This window comes from Paenibacillus terricola (genome assembly GCF_014779765.1).
Lineage (GTDB): Bacteria > Bacillota > Bacilli > Paenibacillales > Paenibacillaceae > Paenibacillus_T > Paenibacillus_T terricola.
Map to the genome: position 1 here is coordinate 525,236 of NZ_JACXZA010000001.1, position 26,341 is coordinate 551,576.

Below are 26,341 nucleotides of genomic sequence, written 5' to 3' on the forward strand. Positions count from 1 at the left end.
ACTCCCACCGATGCCTGACGGCTTTCTCTTTACGTCAAAATCCCATTTCCTTGCGGAATGCCTCGATCTGCTCGGCAGACCACTTCGGACCTTCGAACAGCTTGCCGGAGCGGGCATCTGCAAGTGCCTCATTCAACCAATTTAATTCGGTCTCGCTGAACTGAATGCAGCCGCGTACGAACATGGATGAACCCGCGGGAATGTAAGGGCTCTTGAGCTCATAAATCATCCGCAGTCTCGTAAGCCGCTCCTCGCAGCATGTAATCTGCTTCTCGATGAGCGGGATGATCGTTTCCGGCTCGCAGTGCCGCACGAACGGCAGCGCCATGAATACCGGATGCTGCGGATAGGAGTTTTGCTCTAGCTGCTGGTAAACCAGCTTGATGAAAGCTTCCCGCCCTGCGTCTGTAATGCGGAAAATCGTTTTGTCCGGGCGGTTCTCGCCCGGCACAGGCACGATCTCCGCTGCCTCGACCAACCCGTCTTCACGAAGCTGGTCTACGGCATAATACAGCGAACCGTCTCGAAGCTTGAACGTTTCATTCCAGTTGCGGGATCTGATCGTCTGCCTGATTTCATAAGGATGCTTGTTGCCTTCCATCAGCAGTCCAAGTACTAGCAGCCTCATTGACATGATCGATCAACCCTTCTGATAAGATGGGTCTGGTTTGCCTGCGCCGCCTGCGGCACCGGATGGACCATGGCCGCTTGGAGCGCCTTGCACACCTGACTTCGACAGCTCAAGACGCGCACGGCCCATCAGCAATACGAAGATGAATGCAACAGCCGGCAGAATGACCGTCCATTGGAACACGCCGTGAATAATGGAGTCCGACAGCTTGCCGATCAGTAGCTTAACGATGTCTGCCGGCATGCCCATCTGCTGCTGAACTTCAGGATCAAGCAGCGCTTGGCCGCCTTTGATTTTCTCAGCGAGCTCGGGGTTCAAGTTCGGCAGGGAACTGATACCCTCTTGGAAGGTGTGCTTCTGCGTTGCGCCGAACACCGCGATTGCAAGTGCGGAGCCGATCGTGCGGAAGAACATAATGAGCGACGAAGCCGAGCCTTTGAATTGCGGTGGAACCGAATTAAGCGTCGAGATGTTGAGCAGCGAGAACGATACACCCATGCCGAGGCCGATAATGATCATGTACAGTGCGATGACCAACCGGCTCGTGTCTTCGCTGAGCGCGTAGCCAAGCAGCGATGTTCCGATGATGAGCGTACATACGGATACGAGCATAATGCTGCGGTATGCGAATTTGTGCGCGATACGTCCGCCGATCTGTGCGCTTACGACAACGCCCAACATCATCGGAATAAGTACGGTACTCGTCTCTGTAGCCGTTTTATGGAATACGCCTTGAATGAAAATCGGAATATACGTTGCGCCTGCGATCATAACGCCACCGTAGAGCAAGCAGATCATCATACTGCTCGTGAACAGCTTGTTGCGGAACAGGCTGAGCTTGATGATTGGATCTTTTGCCTTCATCTCCGAAACAAGGAACAGGCCAAGGAATACGATAGCGCCGATGAACAGGGAAATCGTCTTCATCGAATCCCATGCCCAGCCGTCCGTACCGCCAAGCTCGAGACCGAACATCAGGAACAGAATCGCAGCCGTAAGCGTGATGGCGCCGAGCCAGTCGATATTTTGCTTGCGAGGATTCTTGTTCTCATGGTAGGCCTGTGCAATGAATAGAATCGAGAGCAGACCGATAGGAACGTTGATGTAGAAAATCCAGCGCCAGCTCCAATTGTCAGTAATCGCGCCGCCCAAGATTGGACCGAATACGCTGGAGATGCCGAATACGGCGCCGAACAGACCCATCATTTTGCCGCGCTTCTCAGCAGGGAACAGGTCGAAAATAATCGTGAATACGATCGGCATTAACGCGCCGCCGCCGATACCTTGAATCGCCCGGTACACGATCAGTTGATCCATGTTCTGAGCCGTACCACATAGGACGGAGCCGCCTATGAAGAGAATAAGTCCCATGAGGAAAAAGCGTTTGCGTCCGTACATATCGGACAATTTACCAATAATCGGCGTCGAGACGACCATCGCGATCATGTACGCGGAGTACACCCAGATGAAACTCTCGAAACCGCCAAGCTTCTTAATAATGGTGGTCATCGCGGTCGAGACGATCGTCTGATCGAGCGATGCCATGAACAGCCCGAGGAGCAGGCCGGCGACGACCAACTTCACGTTGCTTTTCTTTGCGTCCATTGTCTACTTCCTTTCAAAACTTGCTCAAATTTCATTGCCGTTGCTTATTATACTCAAATTTGAGTTGATTACAACAACAAAATTGGAGAATCGCATCCCTAACTTGCAAGAAATGGTCCTTTTACGGAATCTTTAATCCGAAAGGGATAGAGTGGGGATTCGGGGCGAGAGTAGAGAAGTCGAGAATACTAATATTTGTTTGATTTTGGATGGAATATTCCCCCAGTGAACGGGTTGTGAGGTAAAATATAAATAATTATTTTGAATACCTGTAAGGAATTATGCGCTTGCGGCATCTTTCATACATCCGCGAAACGACGAATAGCGAGATCAATTAGGAGGAGGTGACGGATATGCATGTTGTGACTGAAGTTGCAGGGCGGGGCAGCGCAGAAGAAGAGCTCGACCATGAAGGCGCAGCGGCCGAGCTTAAGGATGAGCAGTTAGTCGAGCTGGCACGGACCGGCGATCGAGAAGCTTTTGGCGAGCTGGTGCGCAGACATCGGGCGCGGGCGCTAGGGGTAGCTTCCACGATCACGAGGGACGGACAATTAGCGGAGGATATTGTGCAGGAAGCGCTAGTGTCGGCCTTCCTGCGAATCGAGACGTTAATGGATCCCGGTCGATTCCGATATTGGTTGGAGCGAATCGTACGCAATCAGGCGATGATGAAGCTGCGCAGGGGTGGTCCGGGAGGAAGAGCAAGCACCTTCTCGGAAATTGCGCATCGATGGGGCAAGTTTACCGAAGAAGAGTGGAACGAATGCTCGCTGCTCGATCGGATGTTGTTCCGAATTGTCGAGCGGCATGGCGAAGCGCCATGCAATGAGACGGATCCGCAAGCTCGATTAATTCGCAAGGAGATGTTCGAAGGGCTCTATGAACTGCTCCTATGCTTGAATGCGAAGGAACGAGCGGTGTTCGAGGCTCATGTATACCGTCAGCTGTCTCCTACCGAAATTTCGGATGCGCTAGGCATGTCCGTTGGCGCTGTTCATACGTCGATCTCTCGTTCACGCAAGAAGGTGCAGCGGGAGCGAATTCGCGTCTATTTTCGAGGATATGCGGAAGAGAAGAAGCGGGAAGGACGTCCTACGAGACGGGTGCTCCCGCCTCCAATCCGATTATGAGGAGAGAAAAGAATGACGGAGATGATCAAGGAAGAGCAGAGGGATAAGACCTTTACCGCTGCGGCAGGTGCAATCTATGCTTTGCTGAAATACACAAGCCAGAAGGACATGTATACCTTGACGGATGTGATGGGGCTGACGGGGCATGCGTTCCGCATCAACATTCATCCTGAAGATGTGAGCCCTGCGGGTCCGACGATGTTCTCGCCGACGGAGCTGCTGGAGAAAGGGCTGAACAATCTCGGCTTTACAGCTGAGCAGCTGCATGGGTTTCCGACACCTGCGCCGCCTGAGAAGCTGGAACAGGCAATCCGTTTCGCACAGGAAACGATTGATCGGGGCATTCCTGCTATCGGCTGGAGCTTGTTCATACCCGAGTTCGGCGTTATCTATGGATACGATGATGAGAAACAGGAGCTGTATTGTTCCGACCCTTCGAAGGATGGCGCGCTGCCGTATGCGAAGCTGAATGAGCTGCAGTTGAATTTCGTCTTCATGCTGCGGATCACAGGAGAATTGACGCTTGATCCCCTGGATGCGTTGAAGACAGCTCTTGCTGGCATTGTCCAGTTCGCTCGAGGTGAGGCGCCGACATTATCCGACTCGTTCAAGCATGGATTAGCTGGCTACGATGCGTGGATTCAAGCCTTTCAAGGCGGGAACGTTAATCCGTTCGGCAATGCTTACAACGCGGAGGTTGTTGGTGACGCGAGGGAGTATGCGGTTCGTTTCCTCCGCTCATTGCCAGAGCGATGGGCTGGAGATAGCAGGGAAGAAGCCGTGATTCGCAGCTTGTCCCAAGAGGCACTGCCCTATTTCGAACAGGTCGCAGAAGCGTTGCGTTCGTTCCAGCTCCGCTTTCCGCATCCGCATGGAGGCGAGCCGAACGATCCTGTTCAAGCAGCGGAAGCGATAAAACTACTTACGATTGCTAGGGATAACGAGACGGCGGGTATCGCCGTGTTAGAACGTCTGTATGAGGAATTGAGTAAGACCGAGTAATAGTGGGATAGGATTGGAAAACAGCCGCACACGGTCGGAGGAGCTCCGGCGTGGCGGCTGTTTTTTTGTACCCGTAGGGGGTGGCTACTTATTGTTCGTTGTGCTTGTTGTCAGCAGATTCTTAATATCTGCCTTGGCGCGGAGATCGCTCACGAAAGTTTGGGACAATTCGTAGATCTTCTGACTGGTCAAAGTCTCTTTGATTTGATCTTTCACGTCTTCGAGCGTCTTCGTGACGGCTGCTTTATGATCCGTTACAAGGATAATATGATAGCCGAACTGCGATTGTACCGGCGAGCTGATCTCACCGACTTTGAGCGAGAACGCGGCGTCCTCGAACTCAGTTACCATCATTCCGCGTTCAAAATAACCAAGATCGCCGCCGCCAACGCCGGACCCTGTATCAATCGATTTCTCTTGTGCTAACTGTGCGAAGTCAGCGCCATTCTTCAATTGCGTATAGATCGCGTCGGCCTCTGCTTTGGTATCCACAAGAATATGGGAAGCTTTCACTTGTTCAGGGGTATTGAACGAGTCTTTGTTCTGATTATAGTAAGAGCTGATTTCGGAGTCCGTAATTTTCACCTGCGCGATCAGAAGCTTACGCAGGCGAGCCTGATTCAGCAAATTCGGATAAAGGTCTTTCTCCGTCATCTGGTATTGCTCCAGTGCCTGTTCGAAATTTTCACGGGAGCCCATGCTGCTTATAATAATGTTCAGTTCGCGTTGAATGTCCTCATCGGAAATTGTAATGCCCTTCGAGTCTGCCGCTTGTTTCACAAGCTCGTAAGTAATAAGACCATCGAGAACGTTGTTGCCATTGCCGCCTTGAATCAATGCCTCGAACAATTGCTGCTGCTTAATGCCAATACCATTCACAGTCGCTACGAAGTCAGCCCCCGTCCGCTGCTTTGGCGAGGTGAAATAAACCGAGGATTTAGCGCCGTCATAGCGCACGCCTTGACCAAACGCTTCCGCTGCAAAACGAAGCGGCACATACGTTGTACCGTTATACATGATACTCGTTTGCTTATCCGGCAATTTCTTCTCAACGCCGTCGAAGAAAAACTTCAATGGTTTTACGACAGCCTCGATCTTGCTCGGGTCCGCCGCATAGCTGACACCGCTGAAGAACAATGCGCCAGCGCAGAAGGATACAATGACATGCTTAAGTTTGTACATTATCGTTATTAGCCCCATTTCGAATATAGTATCTATCGAGTTCCATTATATAGTAAGTGCGTGTAAGCGCATACTATTTTCGTATGGTTGCTAGAAAGCAAAAATCCCGAGAGCCATTAACCGGCGCTCGGGATTCCTTATTCAAATAAACTTCCGACTCGTTTTCTTCCCATCGCAGCTGAACACGATCTTCTTATCCTCGATCACCGTCTCGAGGTGGATCGACTTGCCCCACAGCGACACGATATGAGGGAGGGTGCGCTCAAGATACTTGAGATCGAGTTCGACGCCCTCGTAGCGGTGCTTCAGATACATTTCGCCGACGCGGTTGAAATCGCCATCCTGCACGACGATGCTCGGGAAGCCGCCGTTGACGCGAGAGGTGACGAGCTGATCGCGGATGTTCGCCCACGTTTTATCGGTAATTTTCCACTCCGGACCCTTCTTTTCGAAAACGTACAAGTCCAAATCTTTCACCAGCTGCTTGTCGAGGTAGTTGCGCAGGAACGAGATGTCCGCGTCTTCCTCGCGCACCTCAAAGATCTTCTCCCGACCTTTGCCTGGCTTCATGCCGAACCGTTCGCGTTCCTCCTGCGTCGGATTGTCCCAGCGTTTCTCGATATGTTCAAAAATCTTCAGTCCGAGGTAGTACGGATTCAACGTATGCCGTGACGGCACGACAACGGAGCAGTTCAACTTCGCAAACTCGATAGTTTCTTCACTTGTCAGATCCAGCTCGCGGATGATGCGCTGATGCCAATACGAAGCCCAGCCTTCTTTGAGCTAAGGTGCTCTGTTGAAGTAGATAGTTTATTTATTGGTAATAACGCATTAATTCTTGTTTCAGAGAGGTTAGTGTTCTATACACAATATGTTTTTTTAGAGTAAAATATAGGTATTATGTTTCCAGAATCGGGGAATAGATATGAGCCCAACACCAGCTGATCATTTAAATGTACTAAATGGATCAATTGCAAATAGAAATGCCTATTCTTCAATAGACGGATATTTTTATCAGTTTGAATTGACTTTGCTACATATTCTCATGGACCAATCTAGTGAAGATCCTTTCCAGGATCAGTTTCCTGGAGTTAATTCTCAATATAAAATTGAACTCGTAGAGGATTACGCAAAGTATTTTATTGATAGTGGGAATGAGTATGTTCGTCTTGCTCAGATTAAGCATCATAATAAATACGCGGGTAATTCAGAGTATTTAGAAGCAATATTATGGTTATATTATTCATTCCTGCGGTTAGAAAACAATGCCGGACATCTTAATAAAAAATTTAATATATTTCATTACGATAGATCTCCGAAAAAAGACACAGCAAGTGTTCTTAAAGATGCCTTTGAAAAAAATGAAAATGAGACAGAGGCAAACAAACAACATCCTGTATATCATCGAATTTTAGAACTAGGTACAGACTCACTACAAATGAGGAATAAATTTATTTCCCAAACTCAGTTTGTTAAAACGCAAAGCCTCCCGGAAGTGACTGCAGAAATTAAAAGAAGATTATATACAAGTCATGGTTCTGCACAGTATAATCCTGATTTTTTGTATGCAGCTATCTTAAGTAATATGATTAACGCTGGGAGGGCTGGTAATTCCATTGGGTTACAGGAGATAAATAACTACTTCACTACTAATCCTATTATTGATCCTAAGTTTTACTTTTTAAAAATAATGCAATTAATTGATCGGGCACTTGATGAATATCTAGAGCAAATGTCGGAGCCCAATCCATTACTTCCTAACTCAGTTGTTGATTCTAATGTTGTTAACGACTACGAATCAATTGCAGAGAAAATCCATAACTTCTTTGAGAAACATCTTGATGAACCCGAAAAGAGGACCAGTTTTATTTCTTCTATAAGTGATTCCAGAAACTTGCAACATAATAATACATTAATTGCTGAATATGAAGAATTCAGTAAGAATTTTGTTCATATCAGAGCGTTTATTTTTAAGTTGGCTAAAATTATTTATGCATACGAAAAGAATACTTGTCTTGTTAACAATCTTGATGATTGGTTTGAATTTACAACAAATTGTTGGTTATTTAAGCACCCCCATGAAGAAAGAAAACAAGGGGTTATTTTAGCTGATCCTCAGCAATCATTAGATGCAATAAAAACAATAGGGATGTTGCGTACTAGATTATCTTCTATAGAGAATGAAGATCATATTCCGAATGTGTGGTACTGGGGAAATATAGCTCAACTTCGTGCTTCACATATGATTCCATATAGACTTGATATTACAAAAGTACCGGTAGAAAAGTGGGCATTAAATACATGCGAACCAGACTCCTATTTTACCGTGCAATGTTTAAACTGTTTGAATGTAGGGGAAGCGGGGACAATTGATCATGTTCCTAATATTTTTAAAGTAAATTGTAAAATGGGGTGAATCGTTTGATCATTCGTGTAAAAAAACATCTTGAGGATAATGGCTTTAATCCTATAAGTGAAGAATCTAAATTTAGAAAACACTTAGAGGAGCTCGGTTTAGATGACGTTTATTTAAATAAACAAGAAAACGAGATGTATATTGTTAAAAGTAAAGATGAACCCATGGCTTTAGATGAAGTTCAGATAATTATTAATAAAATTGCTGGATTCACGTTATTATTTCCTAATATATCTCTATCTTATAATATCAATCTCGTTTTGATTTGTCCTTTGAATAAAAAGCAAGTAGATAATGAATTATTGGACGGAATAAATCGTTTAAATATTGAAAGGAATAAATATTACTGTAGGAAATTTGTTCTTAACAGTAGTGCAAAAAACACAGACGAAGAAATTGATATTTTACCAATTAGAGCTATTAGTTTACATATCAAAGAACAGTTTAATGGATACGATGGACTGAATCGTAATGTGTCCAATGTTTTAGGAGATGCAATGTTTGAAGAACTAAGTAAACCTGAAAGACCTGAGTTAGATCAAATTCTTAAGTTCTTGGAGATTGAATAACGAGGATGCTGATAATATGACGAATAATAAATTTATTATTTGTAAAGTTCATATAATGAACTTTCGCGGTTATAAAGAAAAAAGTTTTGATTTATTCTCAAATAAAGAGACCCAGAATATGAAAAATGGAATCATCCTAATTAGTGGTTCAAATGGCTTTGGGAAAACAACTTTGTTGGATGCGATTGAGTGGTGTCTAACCGGCACTGTGAGAAGGCTGGAAAGCGAATTTTTAAGAAGAAAAGAAAACTCCAAATCATTACAACTTGGTTTGATTAAAAATAACTCAAGTAGAAAAGGAGATAGTGTTAGTGTAGAAATAGAGGCATATTTTAATGGTAAAAATGTAAGTTTGATTAGAACATTTAACGCTACAACTGAAAAAAATGGTTTTAATTTAGATGAAACCAACTTTAGTTTCAAGATTGAGGGCAATGAGTACGCGGGAAAAACAGTAGATGATTTATTTTTTACTGAATTAGACGAGGAAGTTAAGGTGTCGAAATATTTTTACGATCGACATATTTGTACCTTTGATAAAAACCTAAAAATTTACAATAACAGTAGAGAAGATTTTTATCAGTCGTTCTCACTTTTTTTTGGCGGTACTGAGGAAATAGAAATAATATTAAATAATTTAAATGGATTTGAAGAGAAACAAGGAAAAACCAAAAATATAAAGATAGGTTTAATTGATGAATTAAATAATAAGATCAACACAGATAGAGAATCACTTGAAACGGTACTTCAAACATTAAATCAAGAAAAAAATAATTTTACTGAACTGAAACAGGAGATTGCTCTAGTCAGCAATCTTGAAGCAGAAATCAAAAAAAGTCCTCGAGAAATTTATTTTAATGGGGAACAGGATGCCGAATATTATTACTATCATGAAGATGAATTAGAAAAAAGATATGCTCTATGTAAAGACCAACGGATGAATTATGAGTACTTAGAAAAAGTATTATTAGCAACAAATGTAGAAACCTTTATTCGACCGGAGTTAGAAAGTTGTATTGCGAATAATGAATTGATAAACTTTAGAAAAAAAGTAAGAGAGCCATTTGAACGTAATGCAAACTTGATAAGCTTGATCCAAAGTAATGATCTACAAGAAAACAAAGAAAGAAAGTATTCTTTAGAGTCAGAAATCTCCAAGATTCAAGATTACACGCGCTATAATAATGAAAGTCATGTATTTATCGATCAAATACAAAAAAAATATGGACTTGATGAACGTATCATAAATATAACTTCTCAGCTGCAAGAGAGAGCAGCACTAAAGGAAAAATATGCGAATCAAATAAAAGGGTTTGAAACGAATGAACGGAGTACAAAGGCATTACGTGCGTTAGTAGATCATATTAAGGGCTTTGAACAGATACGACATAATGGACATGAAAAGTGCCCGCTTTGCGGGAGTACAGAATTATTTATAGATCAACACATTGAGTTAGCAGAAGAAGCTAAAACATTACTTGGTGCTGTAGATGAAGCGCGTGCCTCTTTAGCTAATGAATTGGCATCTGTTGAGGATGAAATGTCTAATCACTTTTCGGAGCTTAAAGGACTTGTTTTGAATGTTCTTAATGATATGCTTAGAAAAGTAACACTTATTGTTAATGCCTTTAGTCAGATGGATACTTTTATAATGGAGATAAATAAGCACAGTCTTAATCTTAGGGAATTAACTGCAAAGAAAATTTTTGAGTTAGAACGAGAAATTGTAATTAGGGCTGAATTGAAAACACCTCTTACACAAGATCAGCTTAACAAGATTCAATCTGTTTACAAGAGTTTTGAAAATACCAAAAATGAAGAGTATTGGGAATTATACAACCAACTAACGGCAATACAAAAAATTGAGATTTTTAAGGAGTTTATTGAATTAAGTACTCGATATACTGAAAACTTTTTAGAGTTGCACCAGCCATTACTACCTTTAAAGGATATTAATCTAGACAACGTTAAATTAAAGATTAATATTCTGAAGAAAATTGAAAATGAACTAAAAAATGATGAACTAATAAAAAAAGCGGACAAGATAATAATTGAATTGGAAGGAAAGCGTACTGCTATAAATAATGAAATAAATATTAAAGAAAAGAAGCTTACTAAGCTTAAGGAGATTCAAAGAGAGCTAAGAGAGATACGAAATAAATGGGACAAGCTTATCGGGGATCAAATAAATGAACCTATGCAGAGAATTTTCAAAAGACTCAGTAGGCATACTAATATTGAATCAATAAATCTAATGCCCGAAGGTAGAACCACACAAAAAACCAATGTTACTGTAACTGTTGATGGTGGTAAAGAGATGTATGTACCTAATGTTTTGAGCGCTGGTCAACTTTCAATGGTATCTCTGTCGATGTTCTTAACAGTAGCAATGGGGCAGAAACAAAATCCTTTTAGATGTTATTTTCTTGATGATCCTATACAATCAATGGATGATTTAAACGTATTGTCATTTGTCGACCTTCTCAGAGTGGAACAAAACGATAAAGAGCGCTTTTTCGATCAACTATTTATTACGACTTGCAATGAAGATCTTGAAAAACTTATCGCTCACAAAATGAAGACATTTGGCGTTAATTTATGTCATCTTAAGTTTGATGGCTACGGGGAGTACAGGAATTTGGAATACTAATTATTATTGCTGTATTATATACTAACACCTTTTGCTCTCAATGCGGCAAGGCATATTGACTCTTGAAATGTCTCTGCATCTGAGAAGGAGGTTCCTGAAAGGATTTCAGTTGAAAGTGCAATTCTACAGGAGAATTGTTTGTAATTGTGTATCTTTATTTCAATAGCATGTCCCTCATCGATGAGTTTCTCAATCACGTCATATGCTTGTCTTGGGTTTGTGGAGAAATTCCACATTCCCAAATCATGATGATAAGAAAATGAAGTTCTCCAGTTTTCTGATAAACTATTCTCATTCGAGAAATTCATTACTTTTACTCCGACGAGTAGATTTCGTTCAAAACTAGTTAGATTATTCCAGTAATTATTCATGATATCCCTCCCAATTAGCCCTTTTTCTTATCGTTAGTTTATCCAATAATTTCTGCACCGATAAGGAACTACTTCTATTTAAAGATTGTATGAGTCTGTCCCATTTAATATGAAGATGATTTTTAAAGATGGATTATGTGGAATCCGGCTTAAGAAGTCATTGCCCACAACATCAAATCTTTGAGCATCTTGACCGTTGGGTAGAAAAAAGATGACCTCCAAAGAATCTGGAGGTCATCACAAGTTAAGCCCATCAACTGTCAAATAAACTTCCGACTCGTCTTCTTCCCGTCGCAGCTGAACACGATCTTCTTATCCTCGATCACCGTCTCGAGGTGGATCGACTTGCCCCACAGCGACACGATATGAGGGAGGGTGCGCTCGAGATACTTGAGATCGAGCTCGACGCCCTCGTAACGGTGCTTCAGGTACATTTCGCCGACGCGATTGAAATCGCCATCCTGCACGACGATGCTCGGGAAGCCGCCGTTGACGCGGGAGGTGACGAGCTGATCGCGGATGTTCGCCCAAGTTTTATCGGTAATTTTCCACTCCGGACCCTTCTTCTCGAATACATACAAGTCCAGATCCTTCACCAACTGCTTGTCGAGGTAGTTGCGTAGGAACGAAATATCCGCATCTTCTTCGCGTACCTCGAATATCTTCTCCCGACCTTTGCCTGGCTTCATGCCGAACCGTTCGCGTTCCTCCTGCGTCGGATTGTCCCAGCGTTTCTCGATATGCTCGAATATCTTCAGCCCGAGGTAGTACGGATTCAACGTATGCCGCGACGGCACGACAACGGAGCTGTTCAGCTTCGCAAACTCGATAGTTTCTTCACTTGTCAGATCCAGCTCGCGGATGATGCGCTGATGCCAATACGAAGCCCAGCCTTCGTTCATAATCTTCGTCTCGAGCTGCGGCCAGAAGTAGAGCATTTCGTCGCGAAGCATCGACATAATGTCGCGCTGCCAGTCCTCGAGCATGGTCGAGTATTCTTCGATGAACCAGACGAGATCCTTCTCTGCTTCTGGAGGGAATCGGACACTAGTAGACTCCTGCGTATTCTCGGCTTCTGATGGATCCAACGACCACAAATCATCGTATGCGCCCTCGACCTCAGGCTTGCGGATGGATCTGGCGTTCTCTCTCTCGACCATCTCGATGTAACGAGCCTTGTCAAGGTTGTAGGGCCGCATAATTCTCGGATCGATATGCTCTTGAATCGCGAGAACCGAATCGATAAACTTCTCCACCCGTTCGGAGCCGTACTCCAGTTCATACTGCGCAACGCGTTCCGCGGTAGCGGACATACTCTCGACCATGTTTCGGTTCGTCTGGCTGAAACGGGCATTGTTCTTGAAGAAATCGCAGTGCGCGAGCACGTGAGCGACGATCAGCTTGTTCTGAATGAGCGAGTTGCCGTCGAGCAGGAAGGCATAACACGGGTTGGAGTTGATGACCAGCTCATAGATTTTGCTCAAGCCGAAGTCATATTGCATCTTCATCTTATTGAACGTCTTGCCGAAGCTCCAATGGCTGAATCGAGTCGGCATGCCGTACGCCCCGAACGTGTAGATGATGTCGGCGGGGCAGATCTCATAACGCATCGGATAAAAGTCGAGGCCGAACCCTTGAGCGATCTCTGTAATCTCATCAATCGCCCGCTCGAGCTGGCGGATTTCGTCTTGTTTCATCGGCATGATCCCTCCGAGCGAAGTAATACGTTTCATACCATAGGTATGTCTCAGGAGAGGGGGATATGTCTGCGTAACAACAGGAGGCGTAGTCCCGAACTTAGATGCAGCGATATTATTGGATAGAAAGCACGGATTGGAACACTAGAGGATTGGACAGGCTGACAACAAGAAGGAGGATGGGTTATGAATATATTGCTCGGCTTGTCTGGTGTCGTGATTTGCTTTTTCCTATTTCGGGATTACAAGTATAGACAAATGATAAACAGTTATCGAGCTCATGCATTTGAAGCATTCACTTCCCATGAAGAGATGAAAGAAACGCTTAGGATTGGACTTTATAATCGTTTCAAGAGGGAAGAAGGATCGGATAAAGAGGAGGATCCGCTGCTGTTTGAACATTTTGTAGCGGATGTGATGGCGTCTGTTCGAGGAGGAAGGACGTTTGTGACCAAAGGTTCAGGCGATTATGGAGTCGATATCGAGGAACAAGCCGATCGAGGGTTATATCTTGGGCAAGTGAAGTGTTATCAAGATTCGGTCGGGTATGAGCCCATCGCGATTATTCACTCTCAGATGATGAAGCAAGGTGCTGTTGGCGGGTATGTGGTCACGACCAGCCAATTTACACCGAATGCGTATGCCTATGCCAAAGGGCTTAATATCGATCTCATTAACGGGAATCAGTTGGTGGAACTATGGCTTGATTATTTGGAGGATAAAAGAGAAAGTGCCCAAGAGCTGCAATTGGTTCCTCAGGTTTAACGGCTCATGTTTGGATGGATCTTGGTAGACCCGCAACTCGATCCTTGACCTCATTATGACTATTTCTTCCTCCCACGGGACATCGTAAGGAGAAGAATAAATGACATGCGAAGGTTCCCAATGATGGAGGCGATGATAGATGGAACGCTGGTTTAAGCTGCAGGAGCGCGGTACGACGGTGTCTACCGAGCTGCTTGCGGGTGTAACGACTTTCTTGACGATGGTCTACATCGTAATTGTCAATCCAGGCATACTGGGCGAGTCGGGAATGGATTTCCACGGCGTATTCGTTGCGACCGTACTGGCCAGCATAATAGCCACTCTCATCATGGGGATCGCGGCGAACTACCCGATAGCTATAGCGCCAGGGATGGGGCTCAATGCTTATTTTGCATACAGCGTTGTAGGCGGAAGCGGTGTCTCGTGGCAGACTGCGCTCGGAGCTGTATTCGTGGCGGGTTTGTTGTTCATCGCGCTATCGCTCACGTCATTCCGCTACATGCTGCTTGATGCCATCCCAACCGGCTTGAAGCATGCGATAACCGCGGGCATTGGCTTGTTCATTACCTTTATCGGTTTGCAAAAAGCAAGCATCGTCGTCGCCTCGCCGGCTACGCTGCTTACGCTTGGTTCGTTATCGGAGCCGATGACGTATTTGACGCTGATCGGCGTCGTGATCGCACTCGTTCTCATGTCCTATCGAGTGCGAGGATTTCTGTTCATCGGCATGCTCATTACCGCTGTACTGGCATGGATCATGGGTCTTATCGAGATGCCGGACAAGCTTGTCTCACTGCCTTCAGGCTTATCATCGACGGCATTCCAACTAGACGTTGGAACGGTATTCTCAGAAGGAATGTACGGGGTGGTATTTACATTTCTGTTGATTACTTTGTTCGACACGACGGGTACTATGCTAGGTGTGGCCGAGCAAGCAGGGCTGATGAAGGACAACAAATTTCCTCGTTCAAGAGGCGCATTATTAGCGGATGCCGTTGGTACGACAGGCGGCGCTCTGCTTGGGACAAGCCCGACTTCGGCCTATATCGAATCAAGTGCAGGGGTCGCAGTTGGCGGTCGAACAGGACTCACTGCCGTATTCGTCAGTATTCTGCTCGCGCTTACGTTGTTCTTCTCCCCAGTCGTTGCCGTTCTGGCGAACATTCCGGCTATTACGGCTCCAGCACTAATCATCGTCGGCTTTCTCATGATTAATGTACTGCGCCAGATCGAGTGGAACGAGATCGAAGAAGCATTCCCGGCGTTTCTGATCGTGGTGCTCATGCCGCTTACGTACAGCATTGCAACGGGCATTGGCATCGGCTTCATTGCTTACCCGATCATTAAGCTGCTGCGCGGCAAGTATCGTGACGTTCATCCGATTCTGTATGTGTTTGCCGTCTTGTTTGTGATCCAGATCGTGTTTCTAGAGCACTAGCGAACGTTCTCCAGCCAAGCCCAGCAGCGATAAAAGAGCTGCCTGGGCTGTTGGTCCTGATCAAAAAAAAGCGCTTGCATGTTTAAATATGGATATGGTATAACCTAATCAAGTTATCTAAACGATTATATTTATGGATAATCAAGTAAGAATACGGTGATGATATTCGGGATGCTTCGACAATGCATTTCTATGCGTTTAGGTCCAGAATGGAGACTCCGTTTTTTTACATGACAAAATCTAACCGTTTAGATACTTGCGATTGTTCAGTACTTCCGACGAAATTATGAAAGCGCATCCAAGAATCAGGCATATTAATAAATCTTAACCCGTACTATGACAGCGGTGAAGTAACGCCGTGGATGGTGAGCAACAAATTCGTAATAACTGGACGACAAGCTGCAAGGCTAGAGCGTTTCGATAGAAGTTATTATTCTGCACTAATAAGTGCTGGGGAAGGGGAGTTATCAAGGAAGTTATGCGCTTTCACTTGTACGTTCAAGGGGGAAATGTTATAACAGAAATAGGTTATTAAACGATTAGAAAGGGTGGGCGGTGGTGACCAAAGTAGGGATCAAAGAAATCGCGGCCAAAGCAAATGTATCTACGGCCACCGTGTCCTATGTGCTCAATGGCACTCGCAATGTTCGACCGAAGACGAAAGAACGGGTACTCAAAGTTATCGAAGAGCTTAACTATCGGCCTAACGATATTGCGAAGAGCCTGAAGAGCAGGCGGACGAACACGATCGGCGTTATCGCTGAAGACGTAACGGTATTCAACGTCCCGGAGATTATCGACGGCATTAATGAATATGCGGATGAGCATGATCTGCATATCATTTTGACGAATTTGCGTCTTCACCGTCGAGTAGGACACAACTATTCGAATGTAGACGCTTATCGGAAGTATGCAGAGAGCGCTGTGTCGGATCTATTGTCCAAGCAAGTGGAGGGAATCGTCTATATCGGCGTTCATCCACGCGATGTGACAGGGTTAGTCAATACGTACGGCAAGCCCATCGTATACACGTATTGCTATACGGATCAGGATGTATCGATACAGTATAACGATGAGCAGGCTTCCTTCGATGCGATGCAGTATTTGGTCGACCGAGGCCACAAACGCATTGCGATCATTAGCGGTCTGATGGATTCGACGCCTTCGCGGCTGCGGTTTAACGGTTACTACAAAGCGGTCACAGAGTTTCAACTGCCTTTCAACCCTCAATATATTAAGATCGGTGACTGGGGAATTGATTCCGGTTATCAATTGACCAAAGAACTGCTGTCGCTGCCGGAGCCGCCAACTGCAGTGCTTGTCATGAACGATGTCATGGCTGTAGGTACGCTTCGCGCAGCAGCCGAGTGCGGCTTCCAAATTCCTCGTGATCTGTCCGTCGTCGGATTCGATAACCGTGAGTTTAGCGATTACCTCAACCCTCGAATCACAACGATGGACCTGCCCCTGCATGAGATGGGGTATTCTTCTATGAATATTCTTACCGGATTAATTAATGAAACCGAAGTGAAACAAGAAGTGCAGCCTCTGTGCAAGCTGCTGGAAAGAGAATCGGTCGCTCCTCCAAGACAGGAGTAGCGGTTTTCTCTCACCTATGAACTTAAACGTTTAAATGATCTTGAGATGATACATCCACGGCAATCGGAGACACAATCCGCACCATTAAGGAGTTTGATCATGACGATTAGTCCAACGAAGTTCATACCGCTGCGTAATATTCGGATCGAGGATCGTTTCTGGTCGGAGTACGTTCGGCTTGTACGTGAGGTTGTTGTGCCATATCAGTGGAGGGCACTGAACGATGAGGTTCCTGAGGCGGAACCGAGCCACGCGGTGCACAACTTCAAGATCGCAGCCGGTCAAGCATCTGGCGAGTTCGAGGGCATGGTGTTCCAAGACAGCGATGTCGCCAAATGGCTGGAAGCGGCAGCTTATCTGCTCGAGACGAAGCCAGATGCTGAGCTTGAGAGTCTAGCCGATGGCATGATCGACATTATCGAATGCGCGCAGCAGCCGGACGGCTATTTGAATACTTATTTTACGATTAAAGAGCCGGGCCAGCGGTGGACCAACCTCGCTGAATGCCACGAGTTGTACTGTGCAGGGCACTTGATCGAAGCGGCTGTCGCCTACTATCGGGCTACCGGCAAGCGCAAGCTGCTCGATATCGTATGTCGTCTGGCCGATCATATAGATTCTGTATTCGGACCAGAACCTGAGAAGCTCAAGGGCTACGACGGCCATCAGGAAATCGAATTGGCGCTTGTGAAACTTTATCAGGCAACTGGAGAAGAGCGTTACTTGAGGCTTGGCGAATTTTTCCTGGATCAGCGCGGCACCCGTCCTCACTTCTATCAGGCAGAATGGGAGAAACGCGGCGGGACGGTTCATTTCAAGGAGCTGCGGATGTCGCAAGACTATCCGTACAGCCAAGCGCATCTTCCCGTACGCGTGCAGCAGACGGCGGAAGGACACTCGGTGCGAGCCGTTTATATGCTGACCGGTATGGCGGATGTAGCTGCATTAACGGGCGACACGAAGCTGCTAGAGGCTTGCAAGACACTCTGGTCCAATATCGTGGGACGGCGCATGTACATTACAGGGGGAATCGGCTCTCAGTCTTACGGGGAATCCTTTACATCGGACTATGATTTGCCAGGGGATACCGTATACGCGGAGACGTGCGCTTCGATCGGTCTCATCTTCTTCGCTCATCGGATGCTGTCGCTTGAGCCGAAGAGCGAATATGCCGACGTCATGGAGCGGGCATTGTATAACACGGTCGTCAGCGGGATGTCGCAGGACGGCAAACATTTCTTCTATGTGAATCCGCTTGAGGTGACTCCGACGGCTGTCCATAACAATGCAATCTATCATCATATCAAAACAGTGCGCCAAGGCTGGTTCGGCTGCGCTTGCTGCCCGCCTAATATAGCACGTCTACTTGCATCTCTAGGCGGCTATATCTATACGTTCAGTAACCGCACCGTCTACACGCAGCTTTATATCGGCGGCCATGCTGAATGGGAGCTGGATGGCGGAAAAATTCACCTCGAACAGCAGTCCGATTATGCTTGGGAAGGTAAAGTTCAATTCCGAGTTTCAATGGATAAGCCGACATCGTTCACGATTGCGCTCAGAGTGCCAGATTGGACGGACAGCGTATCGGTGACACTCAATGGCATACCTTATCCAGCTTTTACAGGCGATAATGGTTACATCGAGATTGACCGCTTATGGTCCTCGGATGACCGTATCGAGCTCGAATTCGGGATGCCTGTACATCGGATGAAAGGACATCCGCTTGTTCGTCATACAGCAGGCCGGATTGCGCTTCAGCGTGGACCGTTCGTTTATTGCTTGGAGGAAGCGGATAATGGAGCCAATCTGCATCAGCTCTATATCCCAAGGGACAGCGAGCTTCGCGCCAATCCGATCAGAGAACTGTTAGGCGGCGTTCATGTCATAACAGCGGATGCCGTTCGCGGCGATACACCAGATGCGTGGCGGAATGGCGCCTTATATCGCAGGAATGCCGAGTGGAATCCAGCACCGGTTACCGCAACATTCATTCCCTATTATGCATGGGCGAACCGCGGCGAAGGCGAGATGACCGTCTGGGTCAAGGAGTTATAAGCGGTATCAATGATGTGAGTGCATCGATGTAAGTCCCATACCTTGTGCAACAATTTGCTAGAGGTATAGGACTTATTTTACGCCAAGTTAATGTAAAAATAAGTTAGCATACCCATACTATGTGCAATAAATCCCTTCTATCTCATCTTGTGACAGATCCTCTTCCTGTTGTCTGCGAATAACATTACTCTGTTACAACGCAGTGACTATCCTTCTTCTTCCCGCAAACCCAACTTGCCAACAGCTAGTGCCTAACTTCATAATCGCCAATCTGCCATTCTGATAGCTTATGAAAGGGGTGATGCTCGTCCAATAGACCACATGTGAAGCTATTGTCGGTCGTCAGCTTACTCGGTATGACAATCACAAGCTATGCCACGCACAAATGAAAAGGAGAGTGAAGTAATGAACAAATGGGCAAGTGCAGCTTTGAGCTTCATCTTGCTAACAGGTGTGACCAGCACCTGGTTGCCAGGCAGCAGCTCGAAAGTGCACGCTGCAGCAGTGTCCGAAGCGTCCGTCATTGATATTTTTGGACGGGAATTGAACAGCTATGGCATCGAGCTCGTCGATTGGCAGGGCTACATCGCGAACCCTTATGTCAAGCTGACGGTTAAGCCGCCAGCAACAGCCGTATACCCTGTAACGATCACGCTGCAAGCGCAAGGCTCGTCGCGGCTCATGATGGATTTGCCGAGTACGATTTCAGCAACGGGAGCGACGAAGGTGCTGACGTTCAACAACGCTTCGGAGCAAAAGAATTTCCTGCTTGAGATTGCTCCGGATCGGGTTGGCGGTCCTGGATCGATCGAGAATTACACGTTATCGATGCAGATTCGGGAGAATAGCGGCGCGACGCGGACACAATCTCTGCCGATCCGAGTGCTCGACCAAGATGACAACCAGGACACGACGTTCCCGCTCGTATTCGACTATCGTTATGATACGGTGAATCATTATTTTGACGACCCAGGCATTAAGACGGCAGCGGAACGAGCGATCAAGGACTGGTTCTACTTCCTCGACATCCAGCCTTTCGACACGGTGCCGACCGGGGACGAGACGAATTTCGTGCCGAACGATAATTTCAATGGAAATACGAATGTCAGCAACAATGCGCCGTTTAATGGAGAATGGATATTCCTGCGGGGGCTGAATGATCCTTACTCTACCGGTTGGTCGTCCAATAACGGCAAGTACCATAAAATCAACGGCGTCAATGCGCCAGGCAATCTGCATCGATCGCTAGGTACTGCGCTTGACTTCTATGCGAACGCAACAGTGTTCACTTCCATTAATGACGATGATTGGTATAAGACCGATCTGAGCCAAGTGACGGATGTATACGGCCTTATTATGCATGAATTCGGTCACGGCTTCGCTTACAGCGACTCATGGCCGGGAATGGCAAGTTACGTAGGAAGCTCGGGTACGAACGATCCGGAGGTTATCGCTTATCAGGGGCGTACCGTTCCGCTCGATACGAGCTACCACATTCCAGGCGACCAGCAATATTGGGATCGGATCAGCGGCCAAAGCGCCGGATGGACGAGTTTGTTCCCGACAAGAAGATGGATGCTGACGAAGTTGACGCTGCTCATTGCCGAGAATGCCGGCTGGAAAGTGAACAAGAACTTAACGCCATTCCTGGCACCGTCGATCGTAACATCAACGCTCACGAATGGCACGAAGGGATCGTCCTATAGTCAGCAATTGAAGGCGAATGGCGGGGTTCCTTTCTATGACTGGACATTGTCGAGCGGGTCGCTGCCGCCGGGACTGACGTTGGATCGGTTCACAGGCATGATCAGCGGTACAATCGCCTCAACTGCGCCGCAGAGCAGCTATACGTTTACGGTGAAGTTAAGGGATTACGACGAGTCAAGTGCAGCTGTATTAAAGTCGTTTACGATCAATCTGGGCGGCGGCGGCACAACAACGCCATCTCGTTATGAAGCGGAGAGCGCCCTCATCAATCATGCGAATGTGAGCACGGGCACAAGTGCATCCGGCGGCCAATATGTGGGCCAGATCGATTATTCAGACAGCTATGTGCAGTTCTCGGTGCAGGCGCCAACGGCAGGTGCTTACAGCCTTGAGGTCCGTTATGCTAACGGCAATGGCTCGACATCTACCCACAGTTTATCGGTCAATGGCGGAGCCGCACAGACTGTTAGTTATCCCGTAACCGCAGGGTGGGGGCAGTTTGCCAGCGTTAACGTGCCGATTACGTTGAATGCCGGAACGAATACGATCCGGCTGACGAAAGGCGCAACCGGTTATGCGGAGCTGGATTACATCGCTGTGAATCCAGCGACAGTAACTAACGTGAACTTAGCGCCGCAAGCAACGGCAACAACGTCGTTCGTATCTTCATGGGAGAGCTTAGCCGGATTGAATGACAACTATAGTCCAACAAGCTCAAGCGACCGTGGACATCTGATATATGGTAACTGGGATAATCCGGGCACGACCCAATGGGTGCAATATGACTGGACCAGCAGCCATACCATCTCAGGCGCATCCGTGTATTGGTTCGATGACAATCAAGGCATCGATCTGCCGGCTTCATACAGCTTCCAGTATTGGAATGGCAGCAGTTGGGTGAACGCAGCTAATGCATCCGGTCTTGGTGTATTGGGCGATCGTTACAACGATACGACATTTACCCCAGTGACGACGACGAAGATTCGAATGAACATTACAGCAAGATCAGGCTACTCGACAGGCATTGAGCAGTGGAAAGTGATCGGCAGCTAACGATCGATCAATACAATTGAGGAGGAAGATCAATGGTCCATTCGAATGAACGAAGTTCTCGAAATCCTCTGTACTTCTTTGGAGCAGCTATATTCGTCGCAGCTTGTTTCTGGCTGTTCCCAAGCTCCGCCTTTGCTTACAACTTGTCAGACAGCAACTTCACGGTTACGACCGGCACGAACGGGGAAATTTCATCGCTTAAGCTGACGGGAGATACGTATCCGACCGATTACGTTATGAACGCGGTCAACGCACCGAATCAGAATACGGCGGATCATCAGTGGCTTGGCGAACTTATGTTCACTTATCGGCTAGGTACAGGCGCATGGAGTACGGCATGGACGAGCAAATCAGCGGATGCGCGCACGCAGAGCCAATCCGGCAGTACGGTTACGGTCAGCTATCAGAACTCGACCAACGCAAGCGGCATCCGCAACTTTAAGGTTGATGAGACCTACTCGCTGGCTGGCGGTGCTCTACAATGGAGCATCAAGGTAACGAATACGAGCACGCAGTCGCTGGAAATCGGCGACTTCGGTTTACCGCTGCCATTCAATGAGTTCTGGAGCGGCGGCAACAATGAAGAGATTTACGAGACCCGTGTGCTTAATCACTCCTTCGTCGGCAACAACAGCTCCTATCTGACAATTCAACGTCCAAGCGGCATCGGCCCTTACCTGTTAATGGTGCCGGACTCGACGACAGGCGCTGGTTTCGAGTATCAAGACCGCTGGAGAATCGAAGAGCATCCTGGCAGCAAATGGGCGATGGATCAAGGCGGATGGGCGGAAGGACTTAACGTCTACTACATCCACTCCAACGTCATTAAGAGCACGAACCGCGGCTATTTGCCGAATACAAGCCTGACGCTGGCGGCTGGTGCCAGCAAGACTTATACGTTTAAGTTCTTCAAAGTGGCTAATGACGCCGCTGTGAAAGATGTTCTCTACAACGAAGGATTGATCGATGTCAACGTCATTCCGGGCATGATCGTTCCGACGAACCAGACGGCGAAGTTCGATCTTCACACGTCGAAGACGATTAGCTCGATCACAGCGCAATATCCATCGGAGACGACGGTTACATCCTTAGGCACCGTTGGCACGAACCACAAAATCTATCAGCTCACCATGAGCCATCTTGGGCAGAACAACATTACGGTCAATTATGGCAACGGCGAGAAGACGGTTCTGCAATTCTATGCGATCGAGCCGATTGACGCAGCGCTGCAGCGCCATTCCACCTTCATGGTCAACAGCACGCAGTGGAACGTAACGGGCGATATTCGCGACAAAGCGTTCGACGATTGGATGATGGACACGAAGTCGAAGCGCAACGTGTTTAACGGATACTGGGGCTGGGGCGACGATTGGGGACTGACGCACGGCCAATTCCTTGCGGAGAAAAATGTGCAGACGCCAATCGCATCCGAGATTTCAGCTGTCGATCAGTACTTGGAGACGACGATCTGGACGAATCTCATGAGCGGCCATCATACCGATTACCTCATTCCGGACTTCCTGATGCCGTCGCCGAATACGACGCCGACCTATCGTGGCTACGCGTACCCGCACATCTATAACACTTATTTCAGCATGTATAAGATCGCCAATTTGTACCCGAATATCATCACTTACAAGAACACGAAGCAGACGTACTTGCTCCGGGCTTATAACATCTTCAAAGCGCTGTACGACGGTCCTGTCGCTTACAACTGGAACACCGGCTTGATGGGCGAATTGACGACGCCGGATCTGATTAAAGCGCTGCAGGATGAAGGCTACACCTCGCAAGCGCAGGATGTTATCACTAAGATGGCGACGAAGTACAACAATTTTGCCAACACGAAGTACCCGTACGGCTCCGAGTATAACTACGACAATACGGGCGAAGAAGCGGTCTATACGCTGGCGAAGATGAATAACAACACGACGATTAAGAGTAAAATCAACACCAAAACGCGCGCGGCGAGAGGCCAGATGCCTGTCTGGTACTACTACGCGGATCCAGTTACAATTACGGGCGAGAACTGGTGGAACTTCCAGTACACGACGTCGCTTGCAGGTTATGCGATGGACGATTGGACACGGAATAACTCGGCAACGCCAGAGCTCGATCAGCGGTTATCGTACGCAGCTAAGATCGCCAACATCGGCGCTATCAACTCCGGTCAGATCAGCTCCGATCCTGCGAATATCGGTGCGGTAGCATGGACGTACCAAGCAGAGAAGGGCAATTACGGCGCGCTTGGCGTAGGCGGCGGTCCGCTGCAGAACGGCTGGCGCGGCATGAGCGGCGAAGCAGATCTCGGTCTGTTCGGCGCGATCAAAATCCTCAGCTCCGACGTATCCGTCGATCCGATCTTCGGTCTGTACTGCTATGGCTGCGACGTTGCAACGAGCGGTTCAAGCTATGTGGTCGTACCGAAGGATGGCGTGAATCAGCGAATCAACCTTATCACGCAGAAGCTCGGCTTAGAGCTTAACCGTGACAAGTTCGTATCGGCAACGCTGGCAACCGCGAAGAACAACGTCGCATTCACGCTCAAGAACGTGACGCCGGGAACGGCGCATACGACGAAGCTGACACTCACAGGGTTAGTCGCCGGCAATTATGACGTACTTGTAGGCGGTACGGTTGTCGGTCAATTGAATGCATCCGGCACGAGTGCAACAGTGAACTTGGCGATCGGTACGGCGGCAACTTACGATGTCGTGCTGCAGCCGGGAACGGGAACGCCGCCAACAAACACAGGCGAGGTAGTGGCCTACTACAAGTTCGATGAAACGAGCGGCGCTTCGGCTGCCGATGCTTCTGGCAATAACAGAACAGCAACCGTTACAAGCGGTGCTTGGGCAGCAGGCAAGTCCGGCAATGCTCTGTCGTTGAATGGCACGAGCAGCTATGCGAGTCTGCCTGCCGGGATAGTGAGCTCGCTCAACGACTTCACCGTTTCCACGTGGGTGAAGGTGAATTCGAACAGCGGTTGGGCGCGTATATTCGACTTTGGCACAGGCACGACTTCGTATATGTTCCTAGCGCCGCAGACTGGCAGCGGAGGAGGCTTGCGCTTCGGCATTACGACGTCGGGCAATGGTTCGGAGCAGCAGATCAGCGCTTCGACGCCGCTTGCGACAGGTACGTGGAAGCACGTTGCCGTTACGTTGTCGGGAACGACTGGCATTCTGTACGTGGATGGCGTTGAAGTTGCCCGCAATTCGAACATAACGCTGAAGCCGTCCAGCCTTGGTTCCACGACGCTTAACTACATCGGCAAGTCGAACTTCAGCGATCCGTATTTGAACGGTATGATCGATGACTTCAAGATTTATAACCGTGCGCTCAGCGCGACTGAGATTGCCAGCGCATTCAGTAGTGGCGGCGGCGGCGGAACGACGACGGCTCAGAACATCGCGAACCTGGGCACAGCATCAACGTCGTTCGTTTCTTCATGGGAAAGTCTGGCTGGACTCAATGACGGGTATACCCCAACAAGCTCTAGCGATAGGGGACACTCCGTCTACGGCAACTGGGATAATCCGAATACGACACAGTGGGTACAGTACGATTTTGCGCAAAATGTAACCATCTCCAGCACCGACGTCTACTGGTTCGATGACGATCAAGGCATCGACTTGCCGGCTTCCTGCTCGATCCAATATTGGAACGGCAGCGCATGGGTTAATGTCGCCAATCCTGTTGGTCTCGGCGTCCTCGGCAACCAGTACAACAAGACGACGTTCACGCCGGTCACAACGACGAAGATCCGTCTCAACATCACGGCTAAGGCGACGACGTCGACGGGAATTGAGTCGTGGAAGGTGTATGGGACGGTGTAAGTGCGCACGGTGAACAAGTAACCGGCTCCTGCATTACACCTGCAAAATGGGCATTCTCTTTGCATTAGTCGGTTCAAATTCAAGTGCAATTCCTGTGCTTAAATTTTGTTACGGCTTGTCTTAACGAGACGAAGAACGTCCTCAGGCATTCCTTGTGAATGGAGAGGCGTTCTTTTTTTATCGTAATTTTGTTATATCGATAGTGAATATTTATTATTTATCCATTCCGGTACGGATGCCGATGCGGCGTGGTTCTGGGAACCGATTCGACTGAATGAGATGGTAAGAAGCCATCAGCCGCAATGCGTCATTAGTCCGCGCTCCGGATGGGTGGGGGATTTCCAATGCGACGAAGGGACGCACGAGACCAGGGGCGAGATTATTCCGTTCGATTGGGAGAAATGTTTCTCGATCGCACCCTTCTGGTCCTACGATGCCGAGGAGCGCGTCCTGCCGATCGAGCAAATCATTCGGCTCATGATCGACTGTTTCATCCGCGGCGGCAATGTGCTGCTTGATGTTGCGCCTAGTCCGGAGGGGAATATACCAGTCAGTCAGCAGGAGCAGCTTAAACTTATCGGTCAGTTCATGAAGCCCTAATAGTCCATGAACTAACCATAGAAGCGGCG

The 26,341-nt window shown here is 47.5% G+C and carries 17 protein-coding genes and 1 pseudogene; 12 read left to right on the forward strand and 6 right to left on the reverse strand.

Annotated features, from left to right (window positions below; all coding sequences use genetic code 11):
* Positions 1-34: 34 nt before the first annotated feature.
* Together H8B09_RS02345 and H8B09_RS02350 are read right to left on the reverse strand one after the other, a co-directional pair.
* On the reverse strand, positions 35-634 hold the full coding sequence (locus H8B09_RS02345; RefSeq protein WP_191201864.1) for a PadR family transcriptional regulator: 600 nt from the start codon (positions 632-634) through the stop codon (positions 35-37).
* Between the two features lie 6 nt (positions 635-640).
* The gene (locus H8B09_RS02350; RefSeq protein WP_191201865.1) at positions 641-2,236 is read right to left on the reverse strand and encodes an MDR family MFS transporter; all 1,596 of its coding nucleotides are present in this window, start codon (positions 2,234-2,236) and stop codon (positions 641-643) included.
* Positions 2,237-2,589: 353 nt separating this feature from the next.
* Between H8B09_RS02350 and H8B09_RS02355 the strand changes: the two genes are divergently transcribed.
* Positions 2,590-3,366: an RNA polymerase sigma factor gene (locus H8B09_RS02355; RefSeq protein WP_191201866.1), complete on the forward strand. Its 777-nt coding sequence runs from the start codon at positions 2,590-2,592 to the stop codon at positions 3,364-3,366.
* Between the two features lie 12 nt (positions 3,367-3,378).
* The gene (locus tag H8B09_RS02360) at positions 3,379-4,368 is read left to right on the forward strand and encodes a cysteine peptidase family C39 domain-containing protein (protein ID WP_191201867.1); all 990 of its coding nucleotides are present in this window, start codon (positions 3,379-3,381) and stop codon (positions 4,366-4,368) included.
* A gap of 84 nt (positions 4,369-4,452) precedes the next feature.
* Here H8B09_RS02360 and H8B09_RS02365 read toward each other — a convergent pair whose 3' ends face one another.
* Complete coding sequence (locus H8B09_RS02365; protein WP_191201868.1) at positions 4,453-5,550, reverse strand: peptidylprolyl isomerase; 1,098 nt, start codon at positions 5,548-5,550, stop codon at positions 4,453-4,455.
* A 141-nt stretch (positions 5,551-5,691) separates the two neighbouring features.
* Positions 5,692-6,333 (reverse strand): annotated as a pseudogene (locus H8B09_RS02370) (SpoVR family protein); the annotation flags it as partial.
* Between the two features lie 142 nt (positions 6,334-6,475).
* On the opposite strand from H8B09_RS02370, the gene H8B09_RS02375 reads away from it, so the two are divergent.
* From H8B09_RS02375 to H8B09_RS02385, 3 genes are read left to right on the forward strand one after another with little or no spacing between them, the layout of a single operon-like run.
* Entirely contained in the window at positions 6,476-7,966 is a 1,491-nt protein-coding gene (locus H8B09_RS02375; protein ID WP_191201869.1) for a hypothetical protein, read from the forward strand.
* Positions 7,967-7,971: 5 nt separating this feature from the next.
* The gene (locus tag H8B09_RS02380) at positions 7,972-8,535 is read left to right on the forward strand and encodes an ABC-three component system middle component 1 (protein ID WP_191201870.1); all 564 of its coding nucleotides are present in this window, start codon (positions 7,972-7,974) and stop codon (positions 8,533-8,535) included.
* A gap of 16 nt (positions 8,536-8,551) precedes the next feature.
* Positions 8,552-11,185, forward strand: a complete 2,634-nt coding sequence (locus tag H8B09_RS02385) for an AAA family ATPase (RefSeq protein ID WP_191201871.1) — start codon at positions 8,552-8,554, stop codon at positions 11,183-11,185.
* A 14-nt stretch (positions 11,186-11,199) separates the two neighbouring features.
* On the opposite strand, the gene H8B09_RS02390 is transcribed toward H8B09_RS02385, so the two are convergent.
* Together H8B09_RS02390 and H8B09_RS02395 are read right to left on the reverse strand one after the other, a co-directional pair.
* On the reverse strand, positions 11,200-11,556 hold the full coding sequence (locus H8B09_RS02390; RefSeq protein WP_191201872.1) for a BC1872 family protein: 357 nt from the start codon (positions 11,554-11,556) through the stop codon (positions 11,200-11,202).
* 260 nt (positions 11,557-11,816) lie between these two features.
* The gene (locus H8B09_RS02395) at positions 11,817-13,253 is read right to left on the reverse strand and encodes a SpoVR family protein (protein WP_191201873.1); all 1,437 of its coding nucleotides are present in this window, start codon (positions 13,251-13,253) and stop codon (positions 11,817-11,819) included.
* A gap of 186 nt (positions 13,254-13,439) precedes the next feature.
* Here H8B09_RS02395 and H8B09_RS02400 point away from each other — a divergent pair, with 186 nt between their 5' ends.
* The 7 genes from H8B09_RS02400 to H8B09_RS02430 all read left to right on the forward strand — a co-directional run bounded on the left by H8B09_RS02400 (position 13,440) and on the right by H8B09_RS02430 (position 26,312).
* Positions 13,440-14,018: a restriction endonuclease gene (locus H8B09_RS02400; protein WP_191201874.1), complete on the forward strand. Its 579-nt coding sequence runs from the start codon at positions 13,440-13,442 to the stop codon at positions 14,016-14,018.
* A gap of 139 nt (positions 14,019-14,157) precedes the next feature.
* Complete coding sequence (locus tag H8B09_RS02405) at positions 14,158-15,456, forward strand: NCS2 family permease (RefSeq protein ID WP_191201875.1); 1,299 nt, start codon at positions 14,158-14,160, stop codon at positions 15,454-15,456.
* A 558-nt stretch (positions 15,457-16,014) separates the two neighbouring features.
* A complete protein-coding gene (locus H8B09_RS02410; protein ID WP_191201876.1) occupies positions 16,015-17,055 on the forward strand; it encodes a LacI family DNA-binding transcriptional regulator in 1,041 nt (346 codons plus the stop codon).
* Between the two features lie 99 nt (positions 17,056-17,154).
* Positions 17,155-19,113 (forward strand): glycoside hydrolase family 127 protein, encoded by a 1,959-nt coding sequence (locus tag H8B09_RS02415; protein ID WP_191201877.1) that lies wholly within the window; start codon positions 17,155-17,157, stop codon positions 19,111-19,113.
* Between the two features lie 405 nt (positions 19,114-19,518).
* Entirely contained in the window at positions 19,519-21,873 is a 2,355-nt protein-coding gene (locus tag H8B09_RS02420; RefSeq protein ID WP_224753209.1) for a CBM35 domain-containing protein, read from the forward strand.
* A gap of 32 nt (positions 21,874-21,905) precedes the next feature.
* Positions 21,906-25,712, forward strand: a complete 3,807-nt coding sequence (locus H8B09_RS02425; protein WP_191201878.1) for a DUF5695 domain-containing protein — start codon at positions 21,906-21,908, stop codon at positions 25,710-25,712.
* A gap of 219 nt (positions 25,713-25,931) precedes the next feature.
* Positions 25,932-26,312 carry an alpha-L-fucosidase gene (locus H8B09_RS02430; RefSeq protein WP_318152550.1) on the forward strand — a complete coding sequence of 127 codons (381 nt, stop codon included), beginning with the start codon at positions 25,932-25,934 and terminating at the stop codon, positions 26,310-26,312.
* Positions 26,313-26,341 lie beyond the last annotated feature (29 nt).